The sequence below is a fragment of the Myxococcus virescens genome (assembly GCF_900101905.1).
Lineage (GTDB): Bacteria > Myxococcota > Myxococcia > Myxococcales > Myxococcaceae > Myxococcus > Myxococcus virescens.
The window spans coordinates 334,915-347,375 of record NZ_FNAJ01000001.1 but is presented as its reverse complement, the minus strand read 5'-3'; the positions used below and the strand labels follow the sequence as shown (position 1 = coordinate 347,375).

The 12,461-nt window shown below is 71.5% G+C and carries 8 protein-coding genes; 5 read left to right on the top strand and 3 right to left on the bottom strand.

Annotation, left to right across the window (positions count from 1 at the left end):
- The first annotated feature begins 48 nt into the window (after window positions 1-48).
- The gene (locus tag BLU09_RS01400; protein WP_090484569.1) at window positions 49-606 is read left to right on the top strand and encodes a GNAT family N-acetyltransferase; all 558 of its coding nucleotides are present in this window, start codon (window positions 49-51) and stop codon (window positions 604-606) included.
- A gap of 59 nt (window positions 607-665) precedes the next feature.
- Window positions 666-3,017, top strand: a complete 2,352-nt coding sequence (locus tag BLU09_RS01395; RefSeq protein WP_090484567.1) for a Tex family protein — start codon at window positions 666-668, stop codon at window positions 3,015-3,017.
- A gap of 11 nt (window positions 3,018-3,028) precedes the next feature.
- Here the strand turns inward: BLU09_RS01395 and BLU09_RS01390 are convergent, their stop codons facing one another.
- Together BLU09_RS01390 and BLU09_RS01385 are read right to left on the bottom strand one after the other, a co-directional pair.
- On the bottom strand, window positions 3,029-4,153 hold the full coding sequence (locus BLU09_RS01390) for a hypothetical protein (protein WP_090484565.1): 1,125 nt from the start codon (window positions 4,151-4,153) through the stop codon (window positions 3,029-3,031).
- Window positions 4,153-6,009 (bottom strand): HSP90 family protein, encoded by a 1,857-nt coding sequence (locus BLU09_RS01385; RefSeq protein ID WP_090484563.1) that lies wholly within the window; start codon window positions 6,007-6,009, stop codon window positions 4,153-4,155. The genes BLU09_RS01390 and BLU09_RS01385 overlap by 1 nt, the downstream gene beginning before the upstream one ends.
- Before the next feature lie 186 nt (window positions 6,010-6,195).
- Here BLU09_RS01385 and BLU09_RS01380 point away from each other — a divergent pair, with 186 nt between their 5' ends.
- From BLU09_RS01380 to BLU09_RS01370, 3 genes are all read left to right on the top strand, one after another.
- A complete protein-coding gene (locus BLU09_RS01380) occupies window positions 6,196-7,035 on the top strand; it encodes a metal-dependent hydrolase (protein WP_090484561.1) in 840 nt (279 codons plus the stop codon).
- A gap of 97 nt (window positions 7,036-7,132) precedes the next feature.
- A complete protein-coding gene (locus tag BLU09_RS01375; RefSeq protein ID WP_244171341.1) occupies window positions 7,133-8,578 on the top strand; it encodes an LETM1 domain-containing protein in 1,446 nt (481 codons plus the stop codon).
- A 155-nt stretch (window positions 8,579-8,733) separates the two neighbouring features.
- Window positions 8,734-10,911, top strand: a complete 2,178-nt coding sequence (locus BLU09_RS01370; protein WP_090484557.1) for an FUSC family protein — start codon at window positions 8,734-8,736, stop codon at window positions 10,909-10,911.
- Here the strand turns inward: BLU09_RS01370 and BLU09_RS01365 are convergent.
- The gene (locus BLU09_RS01365) at window positions 10,865-12,460 is read right to left on the bottom strand and encodes a HEAT repeat domain-containing protein (protein WP_090484555.1); all 1,596 of its coding nucleotides are present in this window, start codon (window positions 12,458-12,460) and stop codon (window positions 10,865-10,867) included. The two genes, BLU09_RS01370 and BLU09_RS01365, sit on opposite strands and share 47 nt — an antisense overlap.
- Window position 12,461: the final 1 nt, after the last annotated feature.

Below are 12,461 nucleotides of genomic sequence, written 5' to 3'. Positions count from 1 at the left end.
ACCTCCTTGATTGCTGCGCCGCGGCGTGGGGCGCGCTAGAAGCGAGGCATGTTGCCCGGTGCTCCCGTTTCCGACGTCCGACTCGTTCCCGCCCGGCCGGAGCACGTGGACTTCTGGCTGGCCATGCGGGCGGCCCCCGGCGCGCGGCGCTTCGTGGACACCGAGGACGACACGCGGGAGCTGCTCCTGCGGCGCATCCTGGAAGCGGGCGCGTTGGGTGAGCCCCGCGTGCGGAGCTTCCGGTGGTTCGTGGAGGCGGACGGGCAGCTCGTGGGGACGGTGTCCGCGCGGGACTTGTCGCGCGTGCATGGCCGCATCGAGCTGGGCTACATGATGGCGGACGCGCACCACGGCCGGGGCCTGGGCTCCCGCGCGGTGGGGTTGATGCTGGAGCAGTTGTTCACGCTGCCCTACCTCCAGCGGGTGTGGCTGACGACGCTGGCGGAGAACACGGGCTCTCAGGGCGTGGCGCGCAAGCTGGGCTTCACGATGGAAGGCACCCTGCGCGGGCACTGTCTGTTCCAGGGGCAACGCCGGGACCAGCAACTCTGGGGCCTGCTGCGCCCGGAGTGGGACGCCCGGCGCGCGGCGTTCGTCGCGGGCTGAGCGCTTCGGACGACCGGTCTCTGGGAGCAGTGTGGGGCCCGGGTTATAGAAGCGGCGTCATGCATCCCTACGCCGCTGAGCTTTCCCAGGAGCTGGGCCTCAGGCCCGAGCAGGTGGACCGGACCCTCGCGCTGCAAGAGGACGGAGCCACGGTCCCCTTCATCGCGCGCTACCGCAAGGAAGTCACGGGCGGCCTGGACGAGGTCCAGATTCAAACCCTCTTCGACCGGGCCACCGAGCGCGCCGAGCTGGACTCCCGGCGCGACACCATCCTCCGCTCCATTGAGGAGCAGGGGAAGTTGACGCCGGAGCTGGCGAAGGCGCTCAAGGCCGCCAGGACGCGCACGGAGCTGGAGGACCTCTACCTTCCTTACAAGCCCAAGCGCCGCACGCGCGCCGCCATTGCCCGGGAGCGCGGGCTGGAGCCGCTGGCGGACCTGGTGTGGAAGCAGGACGGCCGCCGCGGCGAGGACGTGGCCGCGCGTGTGCGCCCCTTCGTCAACCCGGAGAAGGACGTGCCGGACCAGGCCGCGGCGCTCGCGGGCGCGCGCGACATCTGCGCCGAGCGCGTGGCCGAGGACGCCGGCCTGCGCCGCGAGGCCCGCGAGGTGAGCGCGCGCCGGGGCACGCTGTGCTCGAACGTGGTGCCCGCGAAGAAGGGCGAGACGACCAAGTTCGAGAACTACTACGGCCACGAGGAGCCCCTGTCCCAGGCCCCCTCGCACCGCGTGCTGGCGCTGCTGCGCGGCGAGGAAGAGGGCGTGCTGAAGGTGAAGCTCTCCCTGCCCGACGACGAGGTGAAGGGCCTGCTGGCCGGGCGCGTGGTGACGAAGCCGCAGTCCCTCTTCGCACAGGAGCTGCGCGCCGCCGTGGAGGACAGCTGGGACCGGCTGATGGGCCCGTCGCTGGAGGCGGAGCTGCGCGCGGAGCTGAAGGAGCGCGCGGACCGGCAGGCCATTGGCGTCTTCGGGGAGAACCTGCGCCACCTGCTGCTCACGCCGCCCGCGGGCGCCCGCGCGGTGCTGGCCCTGGACCCGGGCCTGCGTACGGGCACCAAGCTGGCGATGATGGACGTCACCGGCAAGGTGGTGGAGACGCTGACGCTCTATTCGGAGCGCGGCGCGGACGAGCGCGCCCGCGCGGCGAAGCTGCTGGCCGCGGTGGTGCAGAAGCACCAGCCGGAGCTCGTCGCCGTGGGCAACGGCACGGGCAGCCGCGAGGCGGAGGCCTTCGTGCGTGACACGCTGAAGGCGATGGGCTCGCAAATCCCCGTGGTGTCGGTGAGCGAGCAGGGCGCGTCCATCTACTCCGCCTCCGAGGTGGCCCGCGACGAGTTCCCGGACCTGGACGTCAGCCTGCGCGGCGCGGTGTCCATTGGCCGGCGCCTCCAGGACCCGCTGGCGGAGCTGGTGAAGATCGACCCCAAGAGCATCGGCGTGGGGCAGTACCAGCACGACGTGGACCAGGGGCTGCTCAAGAAGAAGCTGGGCGAGGTGGTGGACTCGTGTGTCAACGCGGTGGGCGTGGACGTCAACACCGCGTCTCCGCAGTTGTTGGAGCACGTGTCCGGCGTGGGGCCGTCCCTGGCGAAGAAGCTGGTGGCGCACCGCGCGTCGAAGGGCCGCTTCACCACGCGGCGCGAGCTGCTGAAGGTGAGCGGGCTGGGGCCCAAGACGTTCGAACAGGCGGCGGGCTTCCTGCGCGTGCGCGGGACGGAGCCGCTGGATGCCAGCGCCGTCCATCCGGAGCGCTACGGCGTCGTGGAGCGCATGGCCAAGGATTTGGGCGTGGCCGTGAGCGCGCTGGTGGGCAACGCCGAGCTGGTCCGCAAGATTGACCCGAAGCGCTACCTGGGCCCGGACCTGGGCGAGATGACGCTCAAGGACATCCTGGCGGAGCTGGAGAAGCCCAGCCGCGACCCGCGCGGCGACTTCACCGCGCCCCAGCACCGCGAGGACCTGCGCTCGCTGGAGGACGTGAAGGAGGGCATGGTGCTCCAGGGCGTGGTGACGAACGTCACCGCGTTCGGCGCCTTCGTGGACGTGGGCGTGCATCAGGACGGCCTCGTCCACGTGTCGCAAATCTCCACGCGCTTCGTGAAGGACCCCTCCGAAGTGGTGAAGGTGGGCGACCGGCTGACGGTGCGCGTGCTCACCGTGGACCTGGCGCGCAAGCGGCTGGCGCTCTCCGTGCGCGCGGTGCAGGAGGGGGGAGCGCCGCAGCCGTCGGGCCGCCCCCAGGTCGGCGGGGCCACGGGGCCGGGCCGCATGACGGAGCGCGGCGGCGGAAGCGGCGGGCCTCGTCAGGGCGCCCGGCCTGCCTCCGGCCCGGGGCCGAAGCCGCCTTCAGGGCCCGGTGAGAAGAAGGGCCCGGAGCCCTTCAACAACCCGTTCAGCAAGCTCAAGCGCTGACGGGCGTCGCCTCACTTCGCGTCGATGGGGAAGGGACGGACTTCCCCCGCGAGCACCTGGTTGCGCGCCAGCAGCTTCGCGAACCGGTCCGTCCCGTTTCGAGTGTCGAAGCGGTTCGCGATGTCCCGGGCCTGCCCCAGCGTCCAGGCGTGCAGGGCCCGGACGTCGTAGCCGCCATCCGCCTGGTGGTTGGGGAACGTCTTGGGCAGCCGCAGGCTCACCACGTCCCTGTCTCCAGCGGCCAGCACCCGCTCCAGCAGGAAGGCGGCGGCGGCGTAGAAGGTGAAGCGGTCCCGGTAGCTGGGGTGGTCCAGCGCCCAGCCCAGGTGCTTCTCCAGCAGCGTCAGCCCGCGTGACAGGTTGTCCGTCAGGGCGAGGAACTCCATGTGCTCGCCCACGGTGGAGAGGAACTCGCGGTTCTTCGTCACCATGGCGTAGCCGCGGCGGTGGATTTCGCGCGCGTGCTCCAGCTCCCCCAGCTTGAACAACGGGTAGAGCACCGTGCCCAGCGTCAGGTGCGGAATCTCCGCGCAGGACTTGCGGCCGTCCAGGATGGGCTTCGCCTTGCGCAGCACCTGCTGCCATTCGCCCTTGTCGGCGTGGTGGTCCAGTTCGTCGTCCAGCTCGCACACGCGGCAGTCGGTGAGGTGGTCGCGGCGCGTCTCCAGCCACGCGTTCCACAGCCGCTCCACTTCCTCGGCGGCGTCACCCATCTCCCGAGCGGCCTGGTAGCGCATCTTCAGCACCGCGCGCACCCCGGAGTCCGTGGCCTTGAAGCACTGCTCCACATCGTCCAGCGCGTCCTGAATCTGCTTGCGGGTGATGTGAGGGAACTCCTTGATGCGCCCCACCACCCACTTCTGCTTCCAGAACATCTCCTCCGGGTCGAAGCGCTTCGGGTCCTTCTTCTGCTGTCCCCGGCACCACGCGAAGGCCACCAGCGCCTTGTCCGGGAAGCCGCCGAAGGTCGCCGCGTCGATGAGGGCATCCCGCATCCGGTAGCCCATGCCCACGTCCTTGTGCGTGTCCGCCAGGCGCACCGCCTCTTCCAGGAGCCGCACCTTGCTCTCGCCTTCAGCCAGGCCGTCCGCCTGGGCGAAGAGCGACTCCACCTGCTCGCGCCAGTCACCGCTCATCAGTGCAGCCCCCGGGGACCCGCGCCGCCGCTGCCTTCGCCGCCGCGCCCGTCATCCCCGCCCAGTTGCGCGGAGATGAGGCCCAACAGGCCCTGGTTCAGCAGCACCATCTCCTGTGCGTTCAACGGATGGTGTCCCAAGAGCAGTGCTTGCACGTAGAGCATCTCCACTGACAGCTTCAGCATGTCCCGGTCCGCCACGGCGGCCAGCCGCCGCACCACCGGGTTGTGGAGGTTGAAGCACAATTGCGCCGGCTCGCTGCCCGAGGCCGCCATGACGCTGTCCAGCACACCGGCGTACAGGTCATCCGACTCCTCGCGGGCCCGCTCGGCGTCGCGCCGGAACGCGCCCTCCGCGTCCGAGCTGTAGAGCGTGGGCACCTCCGCCGGGTAGAACTTCTTCACCACCGCGCCGCAGCGGAACGGCGCCAGGACGTTCTCCGCCATGCGCAGCAGCGGGAAGGTGGCCTCGCGCTCGTCCAGGGTGAGCTCGTCGAAGCTCTGCGGCAGGTCCGCGGAGGAGAAGGGCTCCACCTGCACGTCTGGCACCGCGTGCGGCAGCTTCTCCAGCAGCGACGTGTCGTGCGTGTACGCCGCGTTGATGATGCACAGGCCCTGGGCACCGGCCACCTGGGCAATCTGCCTGAAGCCGTCCAGCGTGGACGTGTAGCGCACCACGGGGTGCGCGCGCCGGTAGTCCGCCAGCGTCATCATCCCCATCGACGTCTCGAAGGGCAGCCAGTGGATGATGAGGCGGTAGAAGTCATCGTCATCCAGCGCCAGCGCCTTCACGCTCAGCCCGTGCAGGGCAATCAGCCGCTGGAGCGCGCGTGGGTCCTCACGCGCCAGCTCCATCAGGTAACCGCGCAGGGACTGCCCCAGGGACTCGCGCGCCGCGGCGAGCGCGTCGTCCTCGTAGAAGGACTCCCGGCTGGCGGTGGGCCGCAGCGCGTTGGCGTTCACCACGCACTTCACGAAGAAGGCCCAGTCCGGCAGCAGGTTCTCCGCGCTCTCCGACAGCAGCATGTGCTTGAGGTACACGCGGTGCTTCTGCCGTGAGTTGAAGTGCGGCGACGCGGGCAGCACGTAGGCCACCCCGTCCACGTCTCCCGCGGTGGAGCGCAGGGGGATGCAGTCGACGAAGTCCGTGTCGAACAGCTCGCGCCCGTAGGCGAGCAGCGCCTTGCGCCGCTCCGAGGCGCTGTCGTACTCGCGGCGCCAGGGGGCGCCGGAGGTGTCCAGCCGCTCGGTGCCCTGGTCCGTGGTGAGGTGGATGGGGAAGGGCAGCAGGCCGCCGTAGTGGCTGGCGAGGTTTCGCAGCCGCGTGGCGGTGAACCAGTGCGCCATGTCCGGGCGGGCCACCAGGAACACCTGGGTGCCGGGCTGGGCGAGCGGGTGCTCGGAGGGCCGCACGGCGTACGTGCCGTCATGCCGGCCCCGCCACTCCAACGTGCGCCCATCGCCGCGTGCCGAGCGCGTCACCACCAGCAGCTCGTCACACACCATGAAGCAGGACAGCAGGCCGATGCCGAACTGACCGATGAAGTCGTTGCGGCGGGCCTCCAGGGCCTCGCGCTTGGAGGACTCACCGATGGTGGCCAGGAAGCGGTGGATTTCGTCCTCGGTCAGCCCCACGCCGTCGTCGCTGAAGAGCAGGGTGGGCGGGCTGCCGTCCTGCTTCTCCATCAGCTCCAGCCGGACGGTGCCCGCGTGGCCGGGCTCCAGGAGCTGGCGGGCGCGGATGGCATCGGTCGCGTTCTGGAGCAGCTCGCGTACGTAGACGCCCGGGGAGCTGTACAAGTGGTGAGACAGGAGGTCGATGACCCCGCGGAGGCTGACTTGAAATCGGTGGTCCACGTGCTGCCGACGTTAGCGCACGCCCCCCGTCGTATCGACAGCCGAATCGAGCTTGAGACGCGGCGCGCACTTGGGCATCCATGGCAGGCCCTTGAATGGCCGCCCGGTCAGTGTCAGGTGGCAATCCGGCCGTGGGGGACGTGTCACCACGGTGGCGGCAGGTCTTCACCTCGAAAGCAGGAGTGGATGGATATGCGGACGAAGCTCATGGCAGTGGTGGCGGGCGCGGCAATGGCCTTCGGCGGGACGGCGGCGGCGCAGGGAACCCCGGCGCCCGGCAAGGTCGCGGCCGCCAAGGCCCCGGCGGCGGCCACCCGCGGCAAGACGGAGGTGACGTGGTGGGGGCACGCGGCCTTCGTGATTCGCAGCCCGGGCGGCGCGGTGATTGCCATTGACCCCTGGCTCTCCAACCCCAAGGCCCCGAAGGGCGCCGCGCAGCCGGAGGCGCTGGACGCCATCCTCCTCACCCACGGCCACTTCGACCACGTGGGCGAGGCCAAGGCGCTGGCCGAGAAGACGGGCGCCAAGGTTTATGGCTCCTTCGAGCTCATCAACCTGCTGGGGCTCCCGGAGGCCCAGTCCGTGGGCGCCAACGCGGGCGGCACCTTCCAGGTGAAGGACGTCACGCTCCACCTGGTGGAGGCGGTCCACTCCAGCAGCTACGCCGCGGACCCGAAGTCGCCGGCGCAGTACGCGGGCGCGCCCCTGGGCTACGTGCTGGAAATCGACAAGGGTCCTACGCTGTACCACGCGGGTGACACCGGACCCTTCGAGGGCATGTCGCTCATCGCCACCCAGTTCAAGCCCACCGTGGCCCTGCTCCCCATTGGCGGCCACTTCACCATGGGCCCCGCGGAGGCGGCCCAGGCGGTGCGGCTCCTGAAGGTCAAGAGCGTGATTCCCATGCACTACGGCACCTTCCCGCTGCTCCAGGGCACCCCGGACGCGCTGACCGGCGAGCTGAAGAAGCTGCGCAACACGGCCAAGGTGGTGGTCCCGGAGCCCGGCGCGACGACCGCGCTGTAGGCGCCGGGCGCGGATGGTTGGGTCCGGTAGAAGTGGCGGTTCTACGCCCGCTGACTTCCGGGCCTTGACCCTGTCCCGTGGCCGAGTGGAAACCGGGATGCCCCTGGGTTACATCCCGCTCTTCGTGCCGCGCATGGGCCTTGCCTGGCGCTCCAGGAGTGTTCCGGTGCTGGACTTCACCAAGGCGGGGTGGCTCTTGCCACTCCTGACGGAGACGGTCGCCTTCGAGGCGGGCGCGCCGGCTCCGTCCGCGCCGCCGCTGGGCTCCGGGCGGGCCCGGGCCCGCGCGTACCTGCGGCGGACGCTGCGCGCCAGTGGCTTGCTGTACGGCACGCCCGCGGACGCCCCCTCCGCGGCGGACGTGGCGCAGCCCACCGAGCTCCAGGCGCGCGTGCTGGAGGACCAGCTCTTCCACGCCGTGGTGCGGACGCTGGCGCTGATGGCGCTGGAATTGGGCCGGCTCGTGGGGACTCCAACGGCCGTTCGCACCGAGCATCTCCTGGTCCTGTTCTCGGTGCTCACCGGAGAGCTGGAGCTGGCGGAGACGGTGGACGCGGCGATTGCCTCGGGGCGTCCGGTGTCCCGGCGGCTGACGGCGAAGGTGGAAGCGTCGCTGGTGAAGCGCTCGCCCGTGCTGGCGGGGGACCCGGTGTACGGGCTGGTGCTGCACAACGGCGCGCAGTACGCGGACGCGCAGCTGTTCTGCCGGCAGGCCATTGACTACTTCTCGCGCGGCGCGCTGCACCGGGAGCGGGCGCAGCGGCGGCTGGACTTCGCGGCGCGGCAGAAGGCGCTGCTGGTGGACGTGCTGACGGGGCTTGCGTGTGTGGACCGGGTGCCGGGCCTGCCCGCGCGCCGCGCCATCCTGCGGCAGGTGGAGTCCCTGCGGCTGCCGGCGGCGATGACGTCCGAGCTCAAGGCCGCGGTGAAGCAGTCCTTCGCCCGCCGCCGCCCGGTGCGGGACGTGGTGCGCCAGGTGCGCAGCGTGGACGTGCGCCACTTCCTGTTGGAGCAGACGTTGCTGGCGGCGCTGGTGGATGGCCGCAAGACGCGGCGCGAGCGCGTCTTCATCCGCGAGCTGGCGCAGGCGCTCCAGGTCCCGGACGTGGAACTGCACCGGCTGGAGCTGGAGATGGCGGAGTTCTACGCCCGCCACCGCGCCATCGTGGACGTCTTCACCGTGTCGGACGCCGCGGGCGCCATGGGGGAGGACCTGGTGGCTGGCATCCAGGAGACGCTGGAGAAGAACTTCTACCGGCTGATGCAGGAGGTCCGCGAGACGGGCGACCTGGCGGTGCTGCTGACGAAGGCGGCCCGGCGTCAGGCGCTCACGGGCGACGAGCGCCAGCGCATGCGCGCGCAGCTCGTCGACGTGGCCAAGGCGATTCCCGCGCTGGCCATCTTCGCGGCGCCCGGCGGCATCCTGCTGCTCGCGGCGTTGGGGAAGGTGCTGCCCTTCAGCCTGCTGCCCAGCGCCTTCCAGGAGGCCGCGCCCGCCGAGGAGGACTTCGAGGGCGTGGGCCCGGAGCGAGAGGCCGGCTGACGCGGGCCCCTGGCTGCTCGCCCTCCGTCCATCCGGTGGAACGGGCCCGGCCGCGTTCGCACCTGGACACCACCTTCGTGGAGTGGTTCCACGGAAGCGTCGATGCGTGCGCGGACCTGTGACATAGGACGGAGTGGTTTGGGATTGCTCGCGAGATGAGTCCGCTCCGTCATCACCTCCAGGCCTTCCTCCGCGTGGAGCCGGGCCGTCCCGCGTATGGCGCAGGGGTGCGCGCCGCGCTCGCGGTGGGTGGCCCCATGGCCGTCGCGGCCCTGCTGCACCTTCCTGCGGCCACGTGGGTCGGTATGGCCGCGCTCTTCGTTGCCCTGGTGGACCGGGGCGGGCCCTACTGGGACCGCGCGCTCACCATGGGGGCCATGACGCTCCTGGGCTCCGTGGTGGGCCTGGCCGCGGCGCTGCACCTGCCCGCGTGGGCCGCCGTCCTCGCCACGCTGTTCTGGGTGACGGCGTGTGGCTTCGCCCGCTCGTATGGGGACACGCCCGGGTTGATGGGCGTGGTGCTCGCCAACTACTTCGTGGTGTCGCTCGCGCTTCCCGCCAAGGACGTGGCTGACGCATTGCTGCGCTCCGGCTTGTTCCTGGTGGGCGGCGCGTGGGCCATGTTCCTCGCGCTGATGCTGTGGCCGCTGGTGCCCTACCGGCCCGCGCGCCTGGCCATCGCGCGGTGCTACGACGCGCTGGCGGACCACGCGGAAGAGGTGGGGCGCTGGCCGCTCGAAGGGAGGGCGTCCGCCGCCGCGGGGGTCCTGCCGGAGGCGCCCTGGCAGGCCCGCATGCGTCAGCTCATCGAACAGGCGCGCACCGTGCTGGCCTCCACGCGCATGGGCCGGGCGGGGGAGAGCGGCCGGGGCGAACAGCTGCTGGTGCTGGTCGAAGGCGCGGATTCGATGATGGTGACGCTCATCGCGCTGACGGAGATGCTGGAGGTGGCGCCCGCCGTGCCCCGCTATCACGCGCTCCGAGCGGAGGTGCAGCGCGCGCTGGCGGAGCTGGCCGCGGACCTGCGCCGCGTCCGGTTTGCCCTGGAGAAGGGGACGGAGGTGAGCGCCCAGCCGGTGTGGAGCGCCGAGCGGGTGAAGCGGGCCCTGGCGGCGCTGGGCACTGCGGGCGACGTGCCGGAGCCGGTGCGCGCCGGCTATCAATACGTGCACACGTTGCTGGACCGCCTGCGGGACTATTCCCACGCGACGGTGGAGGTGGCGGCGCGGCTGGAGGGCCGCGCGCCCGTGCCGGACGCCCTGGCGCTGCCCGCGCGGCGGGTGGAGGCGGCGCCGCGGCAGGCCCTCCTGGAGCCGCTGCGGGAGAATCTCAACGTCCGCTCCGTCATCTTCCGTCACGCGCTGCGGCTGGGCGTCGCGGCCGCGCTGGCCACCGCGCTCGTCGGGGCGCTGGGACTGAATCACGGCTACTGGGTCATCATCACCGTCACCGTCGTCCTGCAGCCCTACGCGGGCATCACGTTCCAGCGGAGCCTGCAGCGCATCGCGGGCACGCTGCTGGGCGCGGCGCTGGCCGCGGGACTGGTGGCGGTGGTGAGGGACCCGGCCATCATCCTGCTGGCCATCGGGGTGCTGTTCGCGGTGGCGATGAGCATCCAGCCGCTCAGCCTGTCCGCGTTCCAGGTGCTGCTGACGCCGGCCCTGGTGCTGCTGGCGGAGCTCCAGTCCGGGGACTGGGAGCTGGCCGGGGTGCGCATCGTCAACACGCTGCTGGGCGGACTGATTGCGCTGACGGGGATGCGGCTCTTGTGGCCCAGCCCGGAGCACCTGCGCCTGCCGGAGCAGGTGGCCTTCGCGTTGCGCGCGGACCGCGAATACCTGATGGCGGTGGCCGCCGCGCACTCGGACGCGGAGCCCGCGGTGCGCGAGGCCCGGCGGAAGATAGGCCTGGCGCTGCTGGCGGCGGAGGCGTCCTTCCAGCGGCTGCTGAGCGAGTGGACCGGACCCGCCAAGGACCTGGAGCCGGTGATGGCGCTGCTCGTCTACGCGCGGCGCTTCACGTCGGCGGTGACGACGCTGGCCGCCAGCCGCGCGGACCCGGAGTCCCCCCGGGAGCTCTCCGAGGTGGTGCGCTTCGCCGGGGGCGTGTTGGACGAGCTGGCGGCGGCCATGGAGCAGCAACGCCGGCCCGCGCCCATGCCCGCCACGGTTCCGGCGGGTGGGGCGGATGCGCTGTCGCGCGCGCACGTGGAGCGGCTCGTGCGACAGCTCACCGTGCTGCACCACGCGGCGGAGCGTGTCCCGCCGCTGCGGCTCAAAGAGGGCGTCAGGGCCGGTCGAGCGTCGTCACCAGGCGCCGCAGGTCCTCGTTGACGCTGACGAACCGGGTGTTGCCCTGCTCGTCCGCGAGCTGCTTTCGCATCGTGGGCAGGGACGCCTCGCGCAGCTTCTTCGCGGCGTCCTGCGAGCCTTCCACCAGCCAGCCCACCGCGAGGACCAGCGCGAGACGGGCCTCGGTGTCGCGCTCTCCCAGCCGCGAGGCCAGCGCGCTCGCGTGCTCGGCCGCGCCCGAACGGCCGACCTCCAGCGCCGCGCGCTCCAGCATCCGCGGCTCCGCCTTCTCCATGCGCTGCACCCAGCAGCCCGCGTTGTCCGCGCACGCCTGCGCGGCCTCCAGCAGCCTGGACTGGCCCGCAATCTGGTCCGCGCGCTGCTTGCCCAGCGCGGCCGCGTCATCGCAGCCTTCGTCCTCCGCCTGCTTGCAGTCCGCCGCCGTCCGCGCCGGCTCGGCCGCGGCGAGCTTCTGCAGCAAGGGCAGCTCGCGCGCGTCGCCCAGCATGGCGATGCCCTTCACCGCCAGCTCGCGCGCGTACCAGTCTCCGGTGCCCGCGGCCTTCTCCAGCGCGGGCAGCGCGTCACGTCCGCCCAGGCGCACCAGGGCGCTCACGTAGGAATCCCTCACGGTGGCGTCCGTCTCCGACACGAGCCCGGCCAGCGGCTTCACCGCCTCCTGTGCGCGCATGCGCGCCAGCGCGTCCGCGGCCTGCATCCGCACCAGCGCCTGAATCTGCGGGTCCGTGTTGGTGAAGGCCAGCTGCTTCAACAGCGTGGCCACCGCCCGCTTCTCCCGCAGGTCGCCCAGCACCGTCGCCGCCTTCATGGCGTAGCTTGCGGGGTTGACGCCGTTCGACCGCGCCCACTTCAGCAGGTCCGCGTCCTGGCCCTCCAACGCCTGCAGCAGCGCGTCCGCCGCGGGCGCGCCCAGCTGGTACAGCGCGAAGGAGCTCTCCACGTAGAAGGACTTGCCCTTGCGCTCCTTGGTCAGCATCCGCACCAGCGCGGGCGCCGCGCGGCCGTCACCGATGTCCCCCAGCGCCTCGATGGCCTTCTTGTTGAGGAAGGGCTCCACGGTGTCGTCCGTGGCCAGGGTGATGAGCGGCTCCACCGCTTCCTTCGCCTTCATGTCGCCCAGCACCTGCACCGCCTCGATGCGCGTGTAGTTGTCCTTCGCGCGCAGCAGCGGCACCAGCGCGGGGATGGCGCTGCGGTCACCAATGGCCCCCAGCGTCGCGACGATGGCCTTGTTCGCCAGCTGCGCGGGCATGTCGCCCGCCGCCGGGTCCAGGGCCTTCGTCAGCGGCTCCACCGAAGAGGCATGCTTCAAGTCTCCCAGCGCGCGGGCCAGCGCGGCGCGCACCTCCGGCTTGCGCTCGGTGCCGAGCTGCCCGTGGAGCATGGGCAGGAAGCGCTCATCCATCTTCCCGGACGAACGCATGGCCTCCACCATGCGGATGCGGTCCTCCGCTCTCCGGCTCTGCTGAATGCCTGACTCCCAGTACTCCGGGGTCGCTGGGTCCCCCTTGCACCCAGCCAACATCAGGAACGAGAGCGCAATACACAACGCGGTCAGAGAGCGGGTCATG